This window comes from Lactococcus cremoris subsp. cremoris KW2, from assembly GCF_000468955.1.
GTDB lineage: Bacteria > Bacillota > Bacilli > Lactobacillales > Streptococcaceae > Lactococcus > Lactococcus cremoris.
The window spans coordinates 1814718-1837885 of the sequence record NC_022369.1; the positions used below are offsets into that span (position 1 = coordinate 1814718).

Here is a 23168-nt window from a genome sequence, read left to right on the forward strand (position 1 = left end):
CTTTACACCTCACCTAATGAATATACTGAATAATTTCCTAACAATCGAACATTTACTCCCAAACCTGCCAATTCTTCAAGAGCATAAGGAATCTTTAACCTGTTCGTTGCATTATTTTCTAAATCAATAATAAAAAAGTACTGTCCCAAACGTGTCCTTAAAGGACGTGACTCAATTTTAGTCATGTCAATATCACGCCAAGCAAAAACAGAAATTGCTTTGTGCAATGCTCCTGGCAAATTGTCAGGTAGCGTCAAAGCCAAAGTCACCTTATCCTTTGTTTGATTTAAATCAAAGGATTGCTTTTCTTTTCCTAGTAACCAAAAACGAGTCGAATTCCCCGCCAAATCTTGAATATTTTCAGCAATGAATTCCAAATCATACATTTTAGCTGCAAAAGAATTTGCCACCGCTGCTGCAGGCAAGTCCGGATTATTTTTCACAAACTCAGCCGCTGCCGAAGTGGACTCAGTAATTTCCACCTGCGCCTGAGGATAAAATTTTCTCAAATAAACTCTCGTTTGAGCCAAAGCTTGAGGATGAGAGTAAATATGCTCAATTTTTTGTTCTTTAGAAACTGCCAATAAATTTTGAGAAATTGGAAGAACAAACTCGGCCACAACCTTGGCATTTGAATCATGAAAAATTTTATCAATGCTCATATTGACCGTTCCTTCAGTTGAATTTTCAATAGGAACTAGTGCAAAATCACATTCGCCTTCATTATAGGCTTCAATGACATCCAAAATAGTTGCATAAGAGTACAACTCCTCAGATTTAAAAGCTGCTTCGGCTACGACTGAGCAAAAAGAACCTCGTGGACCTAAATATGCAATTTTCATCCTACTCTATCTCCCACTTTTCTCTAATCAGCTCTGCAATCTGCTCTGGACTTTTATCGGTCACATCAATTGTTAAATCCGCAACCAATGAATAGTCTTTCATTCTTTTTTCAAATAAAAGTTGAGCAGCTTCTTTGTCTTGAGCTAAAGGTCGAACATTCTGCCAATCCATGGAAATTCTCTTCCATAAAGTATCAAAATCAGCAGTCAAAAATACAACTCGTGATGCTCTATCAAGAACATTTAAATTCTTTGGATTTTCTATGATTCCTCCACCAGTTGCGATAATAATATCTTTTTGAACAGCAAGCTCAAAAACCTCATTTTCAATTTTACGAAAATCAGCTTCTCCAAATAATTCAAAAAAAGTGGCAATTGGCATTTCAATCTCTTCTTCAATCAACTTATCTAAATCAGTAAATTCTTCTGCTAAAAGTTTTGCCACCGTTGATTTTCCGGCACCCATAAATCCAATTAAAATGATACTCATTTTTTACTTCCTATCATTTAATTTCAAAGATTTTCTGACAATTTTTCTAAATCATCAAAGAAACTTGGATAGCTCGTTTGAATGGCCTCAGCTCGTTCAAGTTCAATTTCACCATTTTCAACTAAAAGTGCAGCAATTGCAACCATCATCCCAATTCTGTGATCACCTAAAGTATTAATTGCATTTTCTGGAGCATGTAATTTTGTTCCACCTTGAATAATCATTCCATCATCTGTTGGTTCAATATTTGCCCCCATACTATTGAGTGCATCAGCCACAACAGCAATCCGGTCGGTTTCTTTAACTTTAAGTTCAGCCGCATCGCGAATAATTGTTTTACCTTCGGCTTGTGTAGCCAAAAGCGCAATAATTGGTAATTCATCAATTAATCTTGGAATTAAATCACCCGATATTTCAGTTCCCTTAAGTTGACTCGCTTTTACTTTTAGAGTCGCGGCTTTTGCCACCTCATCTTGCTCTAAAATTTCCAACTGGCCACCCATTGCCTGAATGACTTCTAAAATACCCGTTCTTGTTTCATTAATTCCAACATTTTCCAAGATAAGTTCTGAATTTTCAACAACTAAGCCAGCTACAAGCCAAAAGGCTGCTGAACTAATGTCACCAGGAACTGTCACCTCTTGCCCCATAAGTTTTTGCCCGCCAGGAACAAGAATGGTTTTATCAGAAACTTTAATTTCTCCGCCAAATTGAACTAACATTTCTTCTGTATGTGAGCGTGTTTTTTCCTTCTCAACAACTTTTGTCAGTCCTTCTGCTTGTAAAGCAGCAAAAATTACCGCCGATTTTACTTGGGCCGAAGCGACTGGAAGGACATAATCGATTGCTTTTAGATGGGCACTTCCTTTGATTGTCATCGGTAATTTAACCTTATCAGTTTGTCCAACTATTTCGGCCCCCATCATTTGAAGCGGAGTAGCGACACGGTCCATTGGTCTTTTGGATAAACTATCATCCCCAAACAAAGTTGTTTCAAAAGGAAGCCCTGCTAAAATCCCCGACAACAGGCGGGTTGAAGTTCCAGAATTTCCCATATCAAGTGCTTTTTCTGGCTCCTTAAGTTTTGAAATCCCCTGACCATGGACAGTAATAACTTGACCATCGTCCTCAATCTCAACTCCTAAAGCTCGAAAGGCTTCAATGGTCGATAAAACATCTTCGCCACGCAAAATATCATGAATGATTGTTTTTCCTTTGGCAATTGAGCCAAACATAATGCTTCGATGTGAAATTGATTTATCTCCTGGAACCTTTAAATGCCCTTTTAACCCTTGTGAATTTATTTTTAATTTCATTTTATTTTCCTAAACATTTTTTAGTATTTATTATAGCATAAAAGGGCGCTCAAGGCCCTCTTATTTTTATCATTTCTTCCTAAGATTTTAAGACTAAGAATGTCAGTTCTTTAACCTTTATCAAACAACTGTAAAATCAGTTGCTTTTTCAATAATTTCACGCGCCTCTTGCAAATCTTCTGCTCGTTTAAAAGAGATTTGCAGTTGACCATGAATATCTTCACGATTTTCTTCATTAATTTTGATATTTGTAATCGAAAAATCCTGTAAGAGTGCTAAAACTCGTAAAACAACTCCTTTTTCATCGGGAACCGAGATGAACAAATCATAAAAGTTTGGCAGTGCCCCTTTATGAATTTCCATTGCTTGTCGAATCTTTTTACCTTCTTCAAAAAAGTGTTCAATAGCTTGGGAATCTCTTTTTGTAATTTTTAAAGCAATTTTATCTAAGTGTTTTTTAAAATTCTCAATTCTCTCTAATGTAATTTCCGGATTAGAAAGTAAGATACTAGTCCACATTAAGCTGTCAGCCTCAGCGATTCTCGTTAAATCACGAAAACCTCCAGCAGCTAAATGTTTGACTAAAGGATGCTCTTTAGCATAATCGTCTGATTGCCAGACCAGAGTTGAAGCCAAAATATGTGGAAAATGAGACACTTGCCCCGTTACTTTATCATGTTCCTTGGCATCTAAAATAATAAATTTAGCATGAAGTCCCTTAAGTAATTCTCTTAATTCTTGACTTTCTTCTGTCAAAACATAATAAGCATTTTCAAATAAATTAATATCTGCTGCCATTACTCCTGATTTATGAGAGCCAGCCATCGGATGTCCTCCGATAAATTTTACTTTTGTCCCAGAAAAAAGTTGATTAGCTAGCTCGACAATCTCACTCTTGGTTGAACCAGCATCAGTAATCAAAAGTCCATCTTTTAAATCAAACGTTGCAATTTGCTTTAAAAGCTCCAGAGTCACTGAGATTGGCACAGCTAAAATAATAATATCTGCTTCTTGGGCTCCTTTAACTAATTCGACCTTAGAATCAATAATTCCACGTTTTTGAGCAATATTTTCAACTTCTTCACGGTCCGAACCAAGAATTTCAAACTCAGGATGGGCTTTTTTTATGCCTAGGGCTATAGAACTTCCAATCAGTCCGAGACCTATAATTAATATCTTTTTCATTCTTTACTCTTTCTTGATCATCACACAAGTTCCCTCACCAATTTCAGAACTTATTGCAATTTGAAATTCTAGTTTATCCAAAATAAGTTTTGCTAGATAGAGTCCAAGACCTGTTGATTTTTGCTGAATCCGACCATTATAACCTGTAAATCCATGTTCAAAAAGACGTGGAACATCTTCTTTTAAGATGCCAATCCCTGTATCCTGAATTCTGATTTCACCTGGTTTGATTTGAATTAAAATTCCACCTTCTTTAGTGTATTTTACAGCATTATTAAGCAGCTGTTCTATAGCTAAACTTAACCAGCGTTGATCGCTATTTACCAACCATTCCCCTTCGATTTGAATGGAAAGATTTTTTTGGATAAAAAAGCTACTATATTTTTTTACTAATTCTTTTGCTAGTGAGGACATGCTCACCTTTTCAAATCTAAAATCGGTAGCCAAATTATTAATTCTTTGATACTCAAGAAGAATTTTTAGATAGTTTTCTAAAGAAAAAACCTGATTTTTCAATTCTTTAGGATCAATTTGTGTTTGTGTCATTAAATCAATGGCGGCTAATGGAACTTTCATCTGATGCGACCAGACTCTAATAATATCTTCCATCTCCCGTTCGGCAAGATTTTGTTGGTCCAATTTTTTTTGTAGAGCCTGATTATCTTTCATCACTCGCTCTACCGCTTCTCGCATTGCTTTCCAGCGGAAATATGAAGAAATTAAATAAATTACAAAAATAATTAAGGCAAATAAAGTACTATTAAAAAAAGCCATCATTGGTAAATGCCAAAGCCAAAAAGTCACAATATATATGGCTGACATAAGTAAAAAAACACCGATTTGTGGGATTTTAGACTTAAAATATTTAAACCAAAGCATAGCCACTTCCTCTTTTTGTCATTATATGTTTATCAAATTCAACTTCTCCAAGCTTTTTACGCAAACGAGTCATTTTTACATTCAAAGTATTAGCATCGATAAACTCATCTGTTTGCCACAATTCTTGTAAAATTTTCTCCTTAGTGACTACCTCGCCATTAGCACGGAACAATAGGGTTAAAATTTTATTTTCAGAACTGGTCAGTTCAACTTCTTGTCTTTCAGAATTTTGGGTTAAGCTCAAAGTATTTTCAGACAAAACAAATCCTGCAAACTCTAATTTTTCAATTCCAGAAAAAGAATAACTTCTGCGTAAGAGTGCTTTGATTTTAGCGCTTAAAATTTCCAGAGAGAAAGGTTTTGTCACAAAATCATCTGCCCCTTGATTCATAGCTGTTACTTGATTCATGTCATCTGAAGCAGATGATATAAAGATAATGGGAATTTGGGAAAGTTTTCTTAATTCGTTGGTCCAATAAAATCCGCTATAAAAAGGTAGTCCGATATCCATCAGCACTAAATCTGCTTCAAACTCCATAATTTCTTGTTTAACTGCTCGAAAATTAGAGACACTTCTTACTTGAAACTCTTTTTCCAAGGCAATCTTAATTGCTTTTACAATAATTTCATCATCTTCTACTATAAATATTTTAGTCATATTTATTCCTTTCCTGTTTTCAATTTTGCTACGATTTGAGTATCGCTCACTCTTTCATACCAGAGTTTTCTTGTTTTCGAGAGAAAAGCAATTAAGACATCCAGTAATGGCAAAAGACTTAATCCTAAAAAGAGTAAGATAAGTAAAAAGTTTTGAGCCAGTTGGTCCTCAGCTATCGTTCCTGAACGTTGTAGAAAGAATCCTGAAGCGATAATCAAAGCGAAATTCCCAAAGGATAAAAACTGACGTAAGGCAATTCTAAAACGATTTTTGGCTTTTATTTCGATTCTCAATAATAATTGCCCTGGCGTTGCCTTAAGAGCTATCGGAACAATTCCTAAAATTAGTAATTCTGAATAATAGCCAGTCGGAAGAAATAGACTTCCAATTATAAAGACAAGAACCAGATCAACTAAAAATGCAATAAAACGTCTTGAAAGACTGACTCTTGAACTTTCAACCTTAGTTGCATCCAAATCTGGTAAAAATCGACTAAAAATGACCGCAATTCCAAACCCAATTAAACTTCCAAGCGTATTAATCATTAGATCATCAACATCAAACAAACGATAAGGACGAGGATAGAGTCCAAAAAGTGCTGAACGTTGAATAAGTTCAAAAGATAAAGTCAATAAAAAACTTAATATAAAAGTTTGTTTAAACGAGCGTTTAAAGAGATATTTCAAATAAAATCCAAAAGGTAATGTCAAAAGCAAATTAAAGAAGGGTTGAATGAATGTTGAATCTTTGAGAGCTAAAATCCAAGTTGATGGTTCATTTATCCTAAAAGGACTGTATAAAATAAACTGGTGAATAAATTCAAAAGGAACTAAATTTTGTTTTGGACCTGTCATTTGAGCAACTTCGTTAACAGGAGGAAGAGGGAAAATTGTCATCGCATAGGCACAAATCAAATAAAGAATAAAAGAAAAGTTAACAAAAAAGCGCCAGAAATTAATTCTACCATAACGGCGATACTGAACAATCAAATATGGAATTAAAGATAAAAATAAGAAAATGAAAAAGAGTAAAACTCCAATTTGAATCGAGTGCAGATAAGTCCTCATGGTTTCCCTTCGTTAAAAATGACTTCTTAGGTGTTAGTCAAAAAGTCATTGATTATATATTTATTTTATTATATCAAAAGTAGCCCTCTTTTGTAGCTATTTCCTTCTCTTTCTTTTTTCCCTTCTAAAAATTTTTTTATTAAAAAAAAATAAAAAAGAGACATTTAAAATGTCTCCTTTAATATTTTATCTTTCAACAATCTTATAATAAACACGACTTGTCGCTTTATAAATAAGATAATAAATCAAAGCAAGAATCGCAATGGTTCCTAATGAAATTGTCAGAATAGCCGAACGGTCATTAATATCGAACAACATGATTATTTTCTCAACCATTAGATAAGCACCTGCAAAGTGGCAGATTGTAATCACTAATGGAAGAAAGAAAATCATACGAACTTGTGATTTGATTGTTTTTTGTACTTCTTCTTTTGAGAGTCCAACTTCTTGTAAAATCTTGAATGAGCGTTTGTCTTGTGCACCCTCAGAAAGTTGTTTGTAGTAAATGATGAGAGCCGCCCCAAGAATAAAGCTAATTCCTAGAACAAATCCAACAAAGACTAAACCTCCAACTTGAGCACGTTGGTCTTGCAAAGCTTCACTACGATAAGAGATTGTTAAATCTTTATTATCATTAAACTCCTCTTTGAAAGCCTTAGTAAATCTTTTTTCATCTACGGGTTTAATATCAAAAATAATTGATGTTGAAGCAAGATTTGAAAATCCTTGCCCGGCACTAATTACTTTATTATAATTAGCAAGCGCTTTGTCAAAGGCTTGGTCATTAGCAAAAACAATCATCATCACTTTAGATGAAAGAGTTGTAACGCTACTTGCAGGAAAGTCTTTAACTGTTTTAAGGGTATCTTTAACTTGGTAATTATCACCATACCATTGAAGTGACTGCAATTGGTTTTCTGAGGTTTTATTTTTATTATTTTTAGCTAAATTTACAACTAAAACTTGGTCATCTTTTAAAGTAGGAATATCTTTATTTCCTAAAGATTTTAGGGTTTGAGCAGTGGTTAAAGTTGCATAGTAAGTACTCTTGTCAAACATAACCCCTTGTTTAGTTGATGTAGCAAATTTATCATTAGATGTTTCTTGTCTGTCTACTGCTAAATCTTGGACAAAATATAGATCAGAAATATTTTTTATATCTATCTTTTTACTGTCTGCAGCGCTCTTAATCCGTTCAATATCCTCTTGCCTGTTTTCATTTGGTGCAACAGTGAAGACTTGAGCTTCTCTTGTATAAAATGTTTTAACTACATTTTCTGTTCCAAGGAAAACTCCCAAACTGATAACGACTGTTACAATAGTCATCGATAACAAGATAGTGATATTCCCAAGCCCAACAGCATTGGCTTTCATTCGGTAAAGCATTGAGCTCGTTGTGATGAAATTATTTGGTTTATAATAACTTGCGCGTTTTTTCTTTAATTTCAGGTACCACACAGTGAAACTGATGTAGAAAAGGTAAGTTCCAAAGATTACAAGTAAAACGGCAATGAAGAATTTCATTAGGGCTGAAATAGGGTTATCGACAGTTAAGGCAATGTAATAACCAGCAGCCAAAAGAATTACCGCAGCTATTGCAAAAAATAGATTTGATTTTGGTTCTTTTTCCCCTTTAGATTCTTCTCTTAAAAGGTCTAAACTTGAAGAGCGCCAGATAATCCAAACACCAATCATCATTAAGACTAAAAAGAAAATAAGAAAGAGAAAAGCAAGTAAGATAATCGCCGTAGGACTAATGACTAGATTAAAATAATTTCCACCAATCATATTTACAAAAATCAAAAATAAAAATTTTGAAAATGCAATCCCACAAACTGTTCCAGCAATTAAAGTAATGATATAACTTAAAATCAATTCTAAAAAGGCTACACCAACAATTCTCGTTTTACCAAAACCAAGAATATCATAGAGCCCAAATTCTCGTGAACGTTGAGTTTGAAGGAAACGATAGCTATAGATTAGAATAAGTACTGCAAAAATAGATAAAACAATTAAGGCAAAGCCCATAATTTGCGAAAGGGCTTCTCCTCCTTTCAACTTATGAATTGAAGGAGATAAAGCGATGGATGCAGTAACGAAAATCATGACAAACATCGTGATTGAGGCCATTAAAAATGGAGCAAAGCTTTTAAAACCTTTTTTAATATTATTGGCCGCAAGCTTTAAACTAAGCATTTAATGATCCCTCCTCTTCTTCTGAGGTCCCTAGGAATGCAGTCATTGAAAGTGTGATTTCTTTGGCAAACTCAGTAGAGGTTTTTTCACCACGATAGAGCTGATGATAGAGAACACCATCTTTGATAAAAAGAACACGTTTAGCATGACTCGCAGCTAAGCTTGAGTGAGTTACCATGATAATGGTTTGACCACTGTCATTAATTTCCTCAAAAAGATTGAGCAAATCTTCTGAGTTTTTGAAGTCCAAAGCCGCTGTAGGTTCATCGGCAAGTACTAAATCAGGTTGACTTATCAATGCACGAGCCACAGCTACACGTTGTTTTTGACCACCTGAAAGCTCAAAAGGTTGTTTTTCTAAGAGATTTTCAATATTAAGTTTTGGTGCGAGAACTTTTAGTCTACTTTTCATCAATTCTATGCTTGATTTAGACAAAACAAGTGGGAGATAAATATTATCTCTTACATTAAGAGTGTCTAATAGGTTAAAATCTTGGAATACAAAACCTAGATGGTCACGTCTGAATGCGGAAATTTCTTTATCTTTAATGGCTGTAATGTCTTCTTTATTTAAAAGAACTTGTCCAGAAGTTGGTTTTTCTAGAGTTGATAAGATATTCAGCAAGGTCGTTTTACCTGAACCAGATTCTCCCATTATCGCGATATATTCGCCTTCTTCTACTCCAAAATCAATATCAACTAGAGCAGTTGTTTCTTCTTTTGAAAATCTTGTTTTAAAAACTTTTTTGAGATGTTTTACTTCGAGTAACATATTTTCTCCTATACTTATCTTTCTGTTTGATTATTTTCGTTTAATTTAGCTAGACGTGCTCTCATAGTCTTCATCGTATAAAGTAAGCAAGAGCCCATTAACGTGGCAAGTATTACTGTAATTGTCATTAGCGCAAGGTTGATTTGTAAAAATGTCATGGTTCTTTCTCCTACTTTCTTTTTGAATCTTAGGTTTATGAGTTGCTATTAATTTTCTTGAGTGCTTCCTTAGGAACTTCTGCTTTTTTTACTTCTTCCCATGAAGTGACACCTTTAACGGAATTAACTGTTAATTCCAAATAAGCTTCTTTACGAAGATTATGGTCTGCCGTAAATTCAACTTTCTTTTCTTTACCGTCTTTTTTATAAGAATTCATTTGATATGAATATCTTGTATATTTTTGACCATTTGCTGTATCCTGTTGTTCTTTTCCGTCTTTGGTAATTTGTACATAATAAGTTCCACCGCCGTAGCTGACTTTATACCAAGCAAATCCTGCTCCACCGACTACTAAGATGAGTGCGATTATTCCAAAAAGTATTTTTTTCATTGTGTTCTCCTTATGTTTTCTTGATAAATTCATTGTAACAAGAAATTTCGGTCTGAAAACTTACAAATTCGTAAGTTACTTTTTTTTGAATACAAAAAAAGCCTTAATCGGCTTTTTAATTTTTAGTATTCTGATAAACGTTTTTTGTAGTCAACCAGTGCTTTTTTCAACTCATTGATGGTATCAGAATTGAACTTGTCACAAATTTCTTGAGCTACGACCGTTGCAACGACATTTTCCATTACCACACCTGCAGCAGGAAGTGCGGTTGGATCAGAACGCTCGACACTAGCTTTGTAAGGTTCGTGGCTTTCAGTATCAATAGACATCAGTGGTTTGTAGAGCGTCGGGATAGGTTTCATCACTCCACGAATAATGAGCTGTTCGCCATTTGTCATTCCACCTTCAAATCCACCTAATTGATTGCTTGAACGAGTATAGCCTTTGTTTTCAGACCAGATAATTTCATCCATTACTTGACTTCCTGGACGTTTTCCTGCTTCAAATCCAAGTCCAAATTCAACCCCTTTAAAGGCATTAATGGAAACGACTGCACCCGCAATTTTGGCATCGAGTTTTCGGTCATATTGTACGTAAGAACCAAGTCCAGCAGGAACTCCTTCGACTCTGGTCTCAATGATTCCACCAATTGTATCGCCAGCTTTTTTGATTTGGTCAATGTAAATCCGTAAGTCTTCAGCCTGACTTTCATCAAAGATAGATAAATCACTGCGGCCAGCAGTTTCGCGAATTTCTTGAACACTTAAGTGTTCTGGACTTGAAATTTCTCTTCCACCAAAGTTGACCACATGGTTGGCTACTTCGATTTCTAATTCATGAAGAAGTTTTTTAGCTACAGCTCCAACCGCAACACGCATTGTTGTTTCACGCGCAGATGAGCGTTCTAAAACATTTCGTAAGTCTTCAAATTCATATTTCATTCCACCAACTAAATCAGCATGTCCAGGACGTGGTTTAGTCAAACGGCGTTGTTTTTTGATCTTATCTTCAACATCTTGGGCTGCCATAATTTGTTCCCAATTTTTAAAATCACGGTTTGTCACGTTGAGCGTAATCGGGCTACCAATTGTTTTTCCATGACGAACTCCAGAGGTAATTTCAACTTGGTCAGACTCAATTTTCATACGTCCACCACGTCCATATCCTCCTTGGCGACGTTTTAGTTCAATATTAATATCTTCCGCTGACAAAGAAAGTCCGGCTGGTACTCCTTCAATAATTGCTGTAAGTCTTGGTCCGTGGGATTCTCCCGCTGTAAAGTAACGCATATTATACCTCCAATTATAGTAATTTATCTTTTATTTTCTTTCAAAAATTTTAATAATGTCTGTCAAATTTTTTATTTCTTGTGAATTTGCTGACGAAAGAAAATTGATCGAGCCAAGACCGCTATTATGCGCGGCTTCAATATCCAATTTTCGGTCACCGATATAGTAGGTTTCATCAGTCTTTAAATTATATTTTTTAACTAAGTAATTGATTGCCTCAGGATTTGGTTTTCTTTTAAAATTATTTTCAGAGGTAACTACTTCCAAAAAATAGGACGAAATTCCAAGTTGTTTGAGTAAATCAAAGGCATTTTTGCCTTTGTGAGTATAAATGAAGTTTTGAATGTTTTCTTTTTGAGTCCAATCCAAAACTTCTTTAGCACCTACCATTAATTTTATTTTGTCATTTTTAGATATCGAATTTTTTGTGAAATCTTCTTTGATTTTTTCAAAAGAAACAGCTTGTTTTTCGAGTAATGAATTAACTGATTCTTCCTTTATAAAATTATATACTGTTTGCCGGTCAAATGGTAGCTTAAAGTTTGCAAATGACTCTGACAAAGCTTCTAAAAAAACATCATAACTATCAATTAGTGTTCCGTCTAAATCCCAAATAAATGTCGTCATTAGATTAGACCTCCATTAACTTTTGATAAATCGGCAAAAGTTGGTCAATTGTTTCTAACATTTCTGCTAAGATTTTGGAATCTTCTTTGCCATCAAATCGTTCTTTAGGCCAAAGACGTCCAATTTCTAATTCTGATTTTTTTACTTTCCCTAAACGCTCAGCTGCTTCTGAAAATGCTGACAGAGGGGAAACTTCTGCTTTTGTATGGTCTTTTGAGATGATAAAATCTTCTGTCAACATTTTTTCTACTGACAGATTTGTCAGTAATTCAGCGTATTCTTTTTGCTTTTTAGGTTGGTCAATCATTGATAAATAAATAAAAACATAATCTTCCCAGATTCCTAATTGGAAATGGGCTTCCATTTTATAACCACGGGCTTTAGTTGAAATTGCTGACCAAGTACTTTCTGGAGCATTCGCTGTTCTTCTACGATGTTGAGCAATATGAAAGTAAAATTCTTGATTTGAAATTTTTGCTGACAGTTCTGTCAGTAACTTTTGCCCAATTTCCGAAAAAACAGGCTGAATTTCCGAACGAATTTCGGCCATTCTAGCTTCCAAGCCATCTATACTAAAAATTTCAAATGATTTTTGAGTAAACATTTTTTATTGATTATCCCCAATTTTTTCTAAGTTCTTTTATAAGTATCACTGCTTATATCACGCTAGCTATGCTGTCCACACCAGAGGTATCCATGCTCACTAAGTGACTAAAGTCACAAGTCGCAATGGTTCTCGCTAAGTCGCTAAAGCGACAAGTCGAGTCGCAAGCGTGAAGGATCAGCACGGAAGTCGTTATGGCGAACTTCCTAGAAACCTTATTACTCACTCAGCGGAAAATTATCGTTTCTAGGTGGAGCAACTAGCATATCTGTAAGCCAGTAAACTGGCAACAGCTATCCTACGCTTCATTCGGTCATAATAGGAGTAGGAAGTTAGTGAGCGTGAAGCCCTGTTCCATATTACTAGCTACATTATAAAAATTTAATAAATACAATTCCTGCTAACATGACCAAAATTCCAATCACTTGCCAGACTTGAATTTGATATTTATTTGAACGCCACCAGCCAAATTGTTGAACAAGCATACTGCCGAGAATTTGTCCGATTAAGCCCATCATAATTGTTAAACCGGCTCCGATTTGTGGAACAGCAACTACTGTTGCAAAGACAAATGAAGCCCCTAAAAACCCACCAATTCCATTCCATGGTTTTGCTTTTTTCAAATCTGAAATTTTCGGCAATCGGCGGTCTACAAAAAGTGACACAATGAAAATGGCTAAAAATCCGATAAGAAAAGAAACAAAAGCTGCCTGTGCGGTATTTCCAAGCAAGACTCCTAGTCTGCCATTAATGGCTTGTTGTGCAGCTGACATTGCTCCGACGATGACTGCCCAAATTCGCCAACCCAGCAAATTACCTTTAGGCTTTTCGGCTTCTTTTTCTTTTAAATTTGGTAGAACAACCGCAATAATGACCCCAATTAAAGTAATGACAATTCCCATAAAACGCATCAATGTCATTGGAAGTTGCATCGCGTGAAACCAACCAAAAGAATCAATGAGTGTCCCCATCAATATTTGGCCCAAGATTGGCAAAATTACGGTTTGAACAGCCCCTAATCTAGGAAATAATAAGACATTGGAAGTCAGAAATATTCCTCCAAAAATCCCTCCAATCCAGAGCCAAGCTGGGTGACTGCTGACAAAATGAAAACTTGGAAAAAGTTCTTGTGTCGTGACTAAAGTAATGATTCCTAAAAAAATTGAACCCACAAAATTGGAAATGCCCGAAGCTAAAAATGGTGAGCCCACAATTTTGCGTAAATCCGCATTGATTGGATTTTGATTAGCAAGTAAAAATCCACCAACTAAAGCAAAAGCTAGGTAAATATACATCGTTTCTCCTTATAATTAAGTGTTTTAACAGCTTTTTTATCTAAGCTGGGAGTTTTTCAATGCTACCACATTTTGTATTTTTTAGAAAGATTTTCTCTTTCAATCGAATCAACTTATTTTTTGAGATATTCTTTCATTTCTTCAAAAGTCACTTCATTGATTTTGGCAGTGCCAATTTCAGGGACAATAACTGTTTTGATGATTGTTCCACGCGCTTTTTTATCGTGAGTGAGCGCTTTAAACAAAAGCGCCTCGTCCCAAGGTTGATAGTCATCAGGCAAACCATATTTTTTGACCATCTTTCGGATTTCATCAGTAATTCCGAGAGGCATGAGACCTTTTTCCTCAGCAATTTTACTGATTTGTACCATCCCAATGGCAACGGCTTCGCCGTGCATGACTTTTCCATAACCCGCCGTATTTTCGACAGCATGCCCAATCGTATGTCCAAAATTTAGATAAAGCCGCACGCCATTATCAAGCTCATCATCAACAACTACTTTTCGTTTTACTTCACAAGACCGATAAATAATTTCTTCAATTTTTACAAAATTTTCCAGTAAATCTTTGGCTGACAGGTCTGTCAGTAAATTCCACAGGTCTTTATCAGCAATTAGGGCACATTTAATGACTTCTCCCAAGCCTTCACAAAACTCTCTTTGACCTAATGTTTTCAGGACTTCTGGGTCAATCAGCACCCCATCTGGTTGTGTAAATGTACCAATCATATTTTTAGCCATTTTAGAGTTAATCCCTGTTTTCCCGCCAATAGAACTATCAACTTGCGCGGTTAAACTGGTTGGAATTTGTAAGAAATGAATGCCACGCATATAAGTAGAAGCTACAAAACCAGCTAAATCACCTGTCACTCCACCACCGAGTGCAATAATTCCGTCAGAACGTGTCAGTCCAAACTCAGCACAAAAATTCCAAGCTTTTTCGGCTGTCAGTAAATTTTTACTGGCTTCACCCTCTGGAAATTCAAAAGTTTCTACTTCAAAACCTGATTTTTCAAGTTGGTCAACAACTTTCTGACCATAAAGCCCATTGACATGATTATCCGAAATCAAGACAATTTTTTGCTTTTTCCACAATGATGAAACCCAATTTCCTATATTAGTCAAGGCCCCATTTTCAATGATGACATCATAGGGATGGTCTGGTAGATTTACATTTAATTTCATGCTTCTCTCTCCATTTCTAATGTAATTTTGTCCACAGGCATTTCTTTGCCTGTCCATAAATAAAAGCTTTCCGCCGCCTGTCCAATGAGCATACCGAGCCCATTTTCAGTTTGAGCTCCTTGCTCTTTGGCCCAGCGTAAAAATGGTGTTTCTCTTACTTTATAAATAGCATCCACTACCAAGAGTTTGTCAGGAAGAAGCAAGCTTTTTTCTAGAGGAAAAGACGCTCCGTCCATTCCGACAGAAGTTGCATTCACTAATAAATCTGTCTGATTTAACTCTTTTTGTAATCTATCAGCTCCAGATAAGTCTGTCAGTAAAATTTCTACTCCTGTTTTTGCTGACAGCTTTGCCAGTTTTTCATTTAAAGGGTCATAAGAAGCAGATTTTCTCGCCGCCACTACTATTTTTTTAGCTCCTGATAAAGCTGCTTGAGCAATAAGGGCAATCGCTGCTCCACCGCCGCCAAGAACAAGCATTTGTTTATTTTTTATCTTAAAATCATATTTTTTTAAACTGTTGAAAAATCCGATTCCATCAGTATTATGTCCGATTAATTTTCCTGAATGATTAACTACCGTATTGACCGCTCCGATTAGTTCGGCCGCCGGGCTCAATTCATCCATAAATTTAATAATTTCACCTTTATAAGGCATAGAGATATTCAGACCATACATGTCCAAATTACGAACATTTTCAACAATAGCCGCTAATTTTTTAGACTCAACTTCCCAAGCTAAATAAACGCCATTTTCATCAGTTAAATCAAAGGCCAAATTATGAATAAAAGGAGATAAGCTGTGTTTAATAGGGTTTGCCACCACAGCAGCCATCCGCGTGTAACCGTCAATTTTCATAAAGATTCTCCAAAATTACTGACAAACATTTTGGTCATGTCCTAAGCTCCCGCTCAAAGAACTTGATTGTTCTTCCAGCAGTTGCTGATGGTTTTGTCAGTAACTTCTCTTGTTTTTGAATCGTCAATTCAATAAAAAAAGGACTGACAATTTTGTAAGTCCTATTTTATCATAAAGTTAAGCTTCCTTGCGACTTCTAAGAACGCGCTTTAAAACTCCAATTATCGCTGGCAATAATGAAACAAAAACAATCGCTATCATAATGATTTCAAAATGTTTTTTAACGAATGGAATCCCGCCAAATAGATAACCTGCCCCCAAAGCGACAATAACCCAAGCAAATCCACCGATAAAGTTAAAAAAGATAAACTTTTTATGCGGCATTTTCCCAGCACCAGCCGTAAAAGGAACAACCGTCCGTATGATTGGCATGAATCGTCCTAAGAAGATTGCCCAAGAACCCCATTTTTCAAAAAATTGATGAGCTTCTTCCATATATTCTGGTTTTAAAAAGCGAGAAAGCCATTTATGTTTTGGAATCACATCGCCAAAACGTCGTCCAATTTCGTAATTTAGTAGATTAGCAACGAAGGCAATAATCCCCATCACTAAAATAAGTAAACCGATTGATAATTTTCCGTTTGACATCGCCGCCAATGAACCAACGAAAAACAAAATTGAATCCCCAGGTAAAAAGGGGAAAATTACTAAACCTGTTTCAATAAAGATAATCGCTCCTAAAACAACATAAATCCAAATGTGACCATTAGGCATCTGGGCAAAATTCGCCATCCACTCATTAAAGAAACCAAAAATCGAAAGTTGTACAAACATAATATTCCTTTTCAAAAGTTAAAAATTCTTACAGTAGTTCTGTCTACTTAAATAGAATACATAAATATCTCTATCAAGCACTCGTTCAATTTTACAACAAAAAGGACTTTTTGACAATAACAACTTTCTTATATTTTATCAGAGAACTCTCAAATTTCACAAATTCAAAATGTTAGAAAACCTAACATCAACTTGATTCTAGACAATTTTTGTGATATAATTTTCCCAGAATAAAATAAACTGAGCTTGTCTCCTAAATATAGGAAACTAAAAGAATGTTATTCCGATTTTTATTCAGAAGAACATTTTTTTAATTTCATTTTTTTATATTAAGGGATAAGCTCAAATCTCATATTCAAGGAGACAAAATGAAGAAATTATTTTTCGCTCTGGCACTCATGTTTGCCACTGTTACAGCTTTCCTAGTAGCGCCTTCGGTCAAGGCCGAGACGACTGTCAAAATCGCGTCTGATAGCTCTTATGCACCATTTGAATTTCAAAATGGTCAGAAAAAATGGGTAGGCATCGACGTTGATATTATGCAAGAAGTTGCAAAAATCAATGATTGGAAATTAGAAATGTCTTACCCAGGTTTTGATGCTGCACTTCAAAATCTCAAAGCTGGACAAGTAGACGGTGTAATTGCTGGAATGACAATCACCGATGAACGTAAAGACACTTTTGATTTTTCTAATCCTTACTATACATCTGCACTAACTATTGCGACTACCAAAGATTCTAAGCTTACTGATTATAGTGAACTTAAAGGGAAAGCAGTTGGAGCAAAAAACGGAACTGCCGCTCAAACTTGGCTTCAAGAAAATCAAAAGAAATATGGCTATAACATCAAAACCTATTCTGATGGTGTTCATATGTTTGCCGCACTTAGTTCAGGAAACATCGTAGGAGCAATGGATGAAGTTCCAGTTATCTCTTATGCTATGAAACAAGGTCAAGATTTAGCTACAAACTTCCCTTCTATCTCTCTTTCAGGAGGTTATGGTTTTGCTGTGATGAAAGGCAAAAACCAAACGCTCGTGGATGGTTTCAATAAAGCATTGACTGAAATGAAATCAAATGGAGATTATGATAAAATCCTGAAAAAATATGGAATAACAACTTCTAAAAAAGCAACACCAAAAAAAGATGTTTATACCATTGCCTCAGATAATAGCTTTGCCCCTTTTGAATTTCAAAATGACAACAAACAATTCACTGGTATTGACGTTGACTTACTAAATGCCATCGCCAAGAACCAAGGATTCAAACTCAAATGGAATTTCATTGGTTTCCAAGCAGCTGTTGACTCTGTTCAATCTGGTCATGCTGACGGAATGATGTCAGGGATGTCAATTACCGATGCCCGTAAACAAGTTTTTGATTATGGTAATCCTTACTATTCATCTAACTTAACCATTGCTACATCAAGTACCGATGATTCTATCAAATCATGGAAAGACCTAAAAGGTAAAACACTTGGTGCTAAAAACGGTACTGCCTCTTTCGATTATCTTAATGATCACGCAAAAGAATACGGTTATACTGTAAAAACATTTACTGATGCAACAACCATGTATTCATCACTAAATAACGGCTCTATCAATGCTTTAATGGACGACGAACCTGTCATCAAATACGCCATTAAACAAGGACAAAAATTTACTACACCAATTAAACCAATCCCTGACGGTCAATATGGATTTGCCGTTAAAAAAGGAAGCAATCCTGAACTGATTGAAATGTTTAATAATGGTTTAGCTAATCTCCGTGCAAATGGTGAATATGATAAAATCATTGATAAATATTTAGCTAGTGATGCTAAAACCATTCAATCAAGTGCAAAGGAAAATACTTTCTTTGGTATTTTGCAAAACAACTGGGAACAAATCGGACGCGGGTTGCTCGTTACACTTGAACTTGCTGTTCTCTCATTTATCCTAGCAATGATTGTCGGAATTATCTTTGGACTCTTCTCTGTAGCTCCAAGCAAGATTCTTCGTACAATTGCACGAATTTATGTCGACCTTAACCGTTCAATTCCGCTTTTAGTGTTAACAATCTTTATCTTCTACGGAATTCCTAACCTTCTACAAATCATTACTGGTCATCAATCTCCACTCAATGAATTTACGGCCGGTGTTATTGCCCTTACCTTAAACTCTTCTGCTTATATCGCAGAAATCGTTCGTTCTGGTGTCCAAGCAGTACCTTCTGGACAAATGGAAGCCAGCCGTTCACTTGGTGTGACATACCTAACTTCAATGCGTAAGGTTATCTTGCCTCAAGCCATTAAAATCACAATTCCTAGCTTGATTAACCAATTCATCATCACTTTGAAAGATACAACATTGGTTTCAGTTATCGGACTTGTTGAATTACTCCAAACAGGTCAAATCATCGTGGCCCGTAACTTCCAAGCCTTCCGCGTTTATGGATTAATTGGTTTAGTTTACATGATTGTTCTTCTCTTCTTGATGTGGGTTGGACGTCGTGTAGAAAAAAGAATGAAATAATAAATAAGGAGAACATACTAACATGGGAATCAATACTCAAATTGAAGTCACTGATCTTCACAAATCTTTTGGAAAAAATGAAGTTCTAAAAGGAATTACTACAAAATTTGAAAAAGGGGATGTCGTATGTATTATCGGTCCCTCAGGTTCTGGAAAATCGACTTTTCTTAGAGCTTTGAATGGTCTTGAAACAGCCACTTCTGGTGATATCATTATCGACGGATTTAATCTGACTGATAAAAATACAAATCTCAATCTCGTTCGTCAAAACGTTGGAATGGTCTTTCAACATTTCAATCTTTTTCCAAACATGACTGTTTTACAAAATATTACTTATGCCCCAATTGAGTTGAAAAAGTTATCTAAAGATGATGCAAATGAAAAAGCCATGCAGCTTCTCGAAACAGTTGGCTTGGTAGATAAAAAAGACGCGATGCCAGAAATGCTTTCTGGAGGACAAAAACAACGTGTTGCGATTGCTCGTGCCCTCGCAATGAATCCTGATGTTATGCTCTTTGATGAGCCAACCTCAGCGCTTGACCCTGAAATGGTCGGAGATGTCCTCGCGGTTATGCAAAAACTTGCTGAAGAAGGAATGACAATGTTAATTGTCACTCACGAAATGGGCTTTGCTCGTAAAGTTGCCAATCGCGTGATTTTCACTGATGGTGGAGTAATCCTAGAAGATGGTACCCCTGAAGAACTTTTTGACAATCCTAAACATCCACGTTTACAAGACTTTTTATCAAAAGTTTTAAATGCCTAATAAAAAAAACACCTTACGGTGTTTTTTTATTGAAATAAATAAGAGATGACTTACTCTTATTTAATTAAATTGCTTAATTTTCCAAAATGTTGCAACATCATTTTTAAGGCACGTAAGATTCCATAAGCCGATGCTGTCCCAGCCGCTAAACCAGCTGCTCCAGCAATTCTTAATTTAAGAATATGTGCTTTTTGATTCACTTCACTAGCAATAGAACGATTAGCTATTGCTTTTTGCGTTGTTGAAAATGATGGCGTAGGAGGAGCTAACGGAGCTTTTATCTGATTTTCAGGCGATTGACTTGGTCGTTCACTTTTTTGAATAGGTGCAGTTTTTTTAGGCTCTTCTACGTTTTTTTCTTTGACTTTCTCTTTATCATGACTTTGTTCTGGTTGACTAGTAGTGCTAGTTATAGGAGCTGGAACTTTCTGCTTATCAGGTTCATTCTGTTTCGAACTTTCTATGCTTTTGGCAGGAGTTGATGGTGAGCTATCATCTCCTTCGTCTTTAGAAGGAAGTGGAGGAATAGCAGCTTTTTCTTTATAAGACACACTGATAGAAGTCGTCTGACTATCATATTTTCCGACCAATAAATTTCCCTTCAATAATGAAGCAATTTCCTCTGGGTCCTCAATTATCGTTGTAGTGATTCCATTTTTCCAATCAACTTTTTGAATTTTAACAATGGCACGATATGTTTTTCCATTAGTAGTTAAAATCTCATCAATTGGAATTTGGTAAGTTTCCCCATAAAGTCCAGAAAATTCTTTTGTAGATTCGCCACCTACTGGTTTATTAACTGTGAGCTTTAAGTTACTTTCTTTTGCAGAAACAATAATTTTAAATGATTTTGGACTAGTATCCTCCTGCTGACTAATCGCCACTTCAGGATCAGTATAAGACTTTCCATTGTTATCTATCACTTCTGAAATGAAATAGCCCTCAGGAAGATTAGACATTATTACATCATCTTTTTTAGCAACAAAAGAGTCCGGTAAAGGAGAAGATTGATTAGGTGTTCCTTTATCGTATTCGTACTCAAAAGAGTACTCAGTATCATAATAAAGCTTAACTATATTACTTCCTGCATCTTTGCTTACTTTAATCGGAGTTCCATGATTGAAAGAGTATCCACCAATCTTAGGTACAAAATACCAGTAGACTCCAAATTTCATCTGCTCAGAATTCACTCCGAGAGAGACAATCCAAATATAATCTCCAACATTAGCCGTAATCGTATCATTTGCACGAATAGACTTTCCTTTTGTATCAAGGAATTCAACCGTTACCTGACTTTTATCACGCTTGTAATAGAGATTAATCACATTAGTCGCTGAATCATTGGTAACTAATAAAGGAGTATCCGAGTCACTATTTTGATAAGAATAGTTCAAAATCGTCGGAATTTGATACATGTGATAAACACTTTTAGTCGATTGACTTGTCATTGCACCATAATTTATTGGCCAGACGTATTCCCCGACATTCACTGTCATTGTTTCAGACTTCTGAACTTTAAGTCCTGTATTATCTGAGTCCAAGAAATTAATCGTAACTTGACTCTTTTCTCTTTTATAATAAAGATTAATCACATTAGATGCCGAATCATTAGTAACCAGTAAAGGAGAATCTTGGTCGCTACCTTGATAAGAACAGTTCAAAATCGTCGGAATCTGATAGATATGATATACATTTTTGGCAGACTGATTAGTCATTCCCCCAAAAGATACGGCCCATATATACTCTCCGACATTCACTGTCATTGTTTCGGAATCACGAACTTTAAGTTCATGATTTTCTGCATCAAGGAAGTTTATGGTCACTGTTTCTTCTGTAATATTTTGCGGAATGACGGATTTTGTACTACTCGTTGGAGGCACAGTGTCAGCCAGTACTTCATTTTTGAAAGCGATTCTATCCGGATTTGAAGAAGAAAGGTTAAAAGTGAGATTAGGAAAAATTCCAACAATAAAAATACTAAAAAATAGTCCTAAAATTATTTTTTTATTTTTTATTTTTAACTTTAATTTTTTCATTTATCTCCTTTCTTCTTCATCATTTTTTATTAATAATAAGGCCCGACTAATTGTATTATTTTCTGTCTTAATCAGATAATGGACATGAGAATCTCGTGATTCTAATTCTAATAGATTTGTTGCTTCTTTTAGATTACTAACTTCTCCTGCTTCCAAACAGCCAATGATATAGTTTATACTCTTTGTATTCATATAGTCATTAGGAAGCTCAGCATTAACAATTATTTCGCTCTTTAAGATTTCTTGAATTTGCTCAATAATTTCTTTTTGTTTCTTTAAATATTTCTTTTTATAAAAACGTGCAATATGTTTTCTTCCACCTGGTAAATAATTATGTTGCCAAAGCCAAGTTAAGCCCAAACGTGATCCGTAACCCAAAAGTAAAGAAAGGAAAGTAATCGCAGACATTCTAAAAAACAGGTCAACAGGTCCTGTTCCTGGTACAAGATTACTAAAAAATACTGTCTTATCTGGCATGAAATAAACAATCATTCCAATTGAAACCAAAATATCTAAAATTGAAGCTTGACGCGCAATTTGGGCTGATATTTTTTTACGATAGTCTTCTCTTAAGTCTTCTGAACCCTTTAAAAGTCCTTCTAGATTCTCTAATGTATCAAACAGTTCTCGACAATAATCAAGAATCACATTCTCCCTCACTTATTTCTTAGATCCTTAAATCATTACTGACTATAATTTTAACATTAATGTCTTGATTTTGCAACATTTTAATCTTACATAAAAAAACACCCGTAGGTGCTTTTTAATTATGAGACGAAACATTCAAACGGTTGAGAGCGCGGTGTAATGCAACTTCTACGCGTTTTATTTCATCAGATTTTTTCTCAGCTTTAGCAACTTCAAGTGCTTTTTCAGCTCGAATTTTTGCACGTTCGGCACGTGAAACATCAATATCACGATTACGTTCGGCAGAATCTGCAACAATTGTTACGAGACTATCTTTAATTTCGATAATTCCACCATTAACAGCAATGTAATCTACATGTGTCTCATCATCTGGACGACGAACTTTAAGTTCATCAATTTCAAGTCCAGCAATTGTCGAAATCATGTTTGGCAAAATACCAATTTCACCATTTGTAGTCCGAGCAGTAATATAGTTTGCATGGTGATCATAAACCACACCAGCAGGGGTAATCACTTGAAGTGTCATGACGTTTTCAGACATTCGATCCTCCAATTTTTTC

At 35.4% G+C, this 23168-nt stretch carries 23 protein-coding genes; 2 read left to right on the plus strand and 21 right to left on the minus strand.

The genetic code is table 11. The features are described 5' to 3' along the window. Positions 1-2 precede the first annotated feature (2 nt). The 18 genes from pheA to KW2_RS08650 all read right to left on the minus strand — a co-directional run bounded on the left by pheA (position 3) and on the right by KW2_RS08650 (position 16645). On the minus strand, positions 3-842 hold the full coding sequence (gene pheA / locus KW2_RS08570; RefSeq protein ID WP_021037670.1) for a prephenate dehydratase: 840 nt from the start codon (positions 840-842) through the stop codon (positions 3-5). Between the two features lies 1 nt (position 843). Continuing rightward, positions 844-1332, minus strand: coding sequence for a shikimate kinase (locus tag KW2_RS08575; protein WP_011676738.1), 489 nt, complete (start codon positions 1330-1332; stop codon positions 844-846). A 23-nt stretch (positions 1333-1355) separates the two neighbouring features. Next, on the minus strand, positions 1356-2648 hold the full coding sequence (gene aroA / locus KW2_RS08580; RefSeq protein WP_021037671.1) for a 3-phosphoshikimate 1-carboxyvinyltransferase: 1293 nt from the start codon (positions 2646-2648) through the stop codon (positions 1356-1358). A 120-nt stretch (positions 2649-2768) separates the two neighbouring features. Beyond that, on the minus strand, positions 2769-3833 hold the full coding sequence (locus KW2_RS08585) for a prephenate dehydrogenase (protein ID WP_021037672.1): 1065 nt from the start codon (positions 3831-3833) through the stop codon (positions 2769-2771). 3 nt (positions 3834-3836) lie between these two features. Then, positions 3837-4712 carry a sensor histidine kinase gene (locus KW2_RS08590; RefSeq protein ID WP_021037673.1) on the minus strand — a complete coding sequence of 292 codons (876 nt, stop codon included), beginning with the start codon at positions 4710-4712 and terminating at the stop codon, positions 3837-3839. Beyond that, entirely contained in the window at positions 4699-5370 is a 672-nt protein-coding gene (locus KW2_RS08595; protein WP_011835677.1) for a response regulator transcription factor, read from the minus strand. The genes KW2_RS08590 and KW2_RS08595 overlap by 14 nt, the downstream gene beginning before the upstream one ends. Before the next feature lie 2 nt (positions 5371-5372). Next, positions 5373-6437, minus strand: a complete 1065-nt coding sequence (locus KW2_RS08600) for a VanZ family protein (RefSeq protein ID WP_021037674.1) — start codon at positions 6435-6437, stop codon at positions 5373-5375. A gap of 186 nt (positions 6438-6623) precedes the next feature. Continuing rightward, positions 6624-8633, minus strand: coding sequence for an ABC transporter permease (locus tag KW2_RS08605; RefSeq protein ID WP_021037675.1), 2010 nt, complete (start codon positions 8631-8633; stop codon positions 6624-6626). Next, on the minus strand, positions 8626-9405 hold the full coding sequence (locus KW2_RS08610; RefSeq protein WP_021037676.1) for an ABC transporter ATP-binding protein: 780 nt from the start codon (positions 9403-9405) through the stop codon (positions 8626-8628). Before KW2_RS08610 ends, KW2_RS08605 begins: the two co-directional genes overlap by 8 nt. Before the next feature lie 14 nt (positions 9406-9419). Continuing rightward, positions 9420-9563 (minus strand): hypothetical protein, encoded by a 144-nt coding sequence (locus KW2_RS12150; RefSeq protein ID WP_021037677.1) that lies wholly within the window; start codon positions 9561-9563, stop codon positions 9420-9422. Positions 9564-9598: 35 nt separating this feature from the next. Then, entirely contained in the window at positions 9599-9955 is a 357-nt protein-coding gene (locus KW2_RS08615; protein ID WP_011676747.1) for a YxeA family protein, read from the minus strand. A gap of 122 nt (positions 9956-10077) precedes the next feature. Then, entirely contained in the window at positions 10078-11244 is a 1167-nt protein-coding gene (gene aroC, locus KW2_RS08620) for a chorismate synthase (protein WP_021037678.1), read from the minus strand. Between the two features lie 30 nt (positions 11245-11274). After that, positions 11275-11871 (minus strand): HAD family hydrolase, encoded by a 597-nt coding sequence (locus KW2_RS08625; protein WP_021037679.1) that lies wholly within the window; start codon positions 11869-11871, stop codon positions 11275-11277. 4 nt (positions 11872-11875) lie between these two features. After that, the gene (locus tag KW2_RS08630; protein ID WP_021037680.1) at positions 11876-12475 is read right to left on the minus strand and encodes a DUF1054 domain-containing protein; all 600 of its coding nucleotides are present in this window, start codon (positions 12473-12475) and stop codon (positions 11876-11878) included. Positions 12476-12846: 371 nt separating this feature from the next. After that, positions 12847-13770, minus strand: coding sequence for a DMT family transporter (locus tag KW2_RS08635; RefSeq protein WP_021037681.1), 924 nt, complete (start codon positions 13768-13770; stop codon positions 12847-12849). A gap of 113 nt (positions 13771-13883) precedes the next feature. After that, positions 13884-14954, minus strand: coding sequence for a 3-dehydroquinate synthase (gene aroB / locus KW2_RS08640; protein WP_021037682.1), 1071 nt, complete (start codon positions 14952-14954; stop codon positions 13884-13886). Continuing rightward, positions 14951-15811 carry a shikimate dehydrogenase gene (locus KW2_RS08645; protein WP_021037683.1) on the minus strand — a complete coding sequence of 287 codons (861 nt, stop codon included), beginning with the start codon at positions 15809-15811 and terminating at the stop codon, positions 14951-14953. The genes aroB and KW2_RS08645 overlap by 4 nt, the downstream gene beginning before the upstream one ends. A gap of 177 nt (positions 15812-15988) precedes the next feature. After that, on the minus strand, positions 15989-16645 hold the full coding sequence (locus KW2_RS08650) for a VTT domain-containing protein (RefSeq protein WP_014735117.1): 657 nt from the start codon (positions 16643-16645) through the stop codon (positions 15989-15991). A 368-nt stretch (positions 16646-17013) separates the two neighbouring features. Between KW2_RS08650 and KW2_RS08655 the strand changes: the two genes are divergently transcribed. Beyond that, positions 17014-19158, plus strand: coding sequence for an amino acid ABC transporter substrate-binding protein/permease (locus tag KW2_RS08655; RefSeq protein ID WP_021037684.1), 2145 nt, complete (start codon positions 17014-17016; stop codon positions 19156-19158). Positions 19159-19180: 22 nt separating this feature from the next. Further along, positions 19181-19924, plus strand: a complete 744-nt coding sequence (locus KW2_RS08660; protein WP_011676756.1) for an amino acid ABC transporter ATP-binding protein — start codon at positions 19181-19183, stop codon at positions 19922-19924. 56 nt (positions 19925-19980) lie between these two features. Here the strand turns inward: KW2_RS08660 and KW2_RS12155 are convergent, their stop codons facing one another. From KW2_RS12155 to KW2_RS08675, 3 genes are all read right to left on the minus strand, one after another. Further along, positions 19981-21960 carry a MucBP domain-containing protein gene (locus KW2_RS12155; RefSeq protein WP_021037685.1) on the minus strand — a complete coding sequence of 660 codons (1980 nt, stop codon included), beginning with the start codon at positions 21958-21960 and terminating at the stop codon, positions 19981-19983. Then, positions 21961-22620 (minus strand): hypothetical protein, encoded by a 660-nt coding sequence (locus KW2_RS08670; RefSeq protein ID WP_231099776.1) that lies wholly within the window; start codon positions 22618-22620, stop codon positions 21961-21963. Positions 22621-22723: 103 nt separating this feature from the next. Beyond that, a complete protein-coding gene (locus KW2_RS08675) occupies positions 22724-23149 on the minus strand; it encodes a F0F1 ATP synthase subunit epsilon (RefSeq protein ID WP_011676764.1) in 426 nt (141 codons plus the stop codon). Positions 23150-23168: the final 19 nt, after the last annotated feature.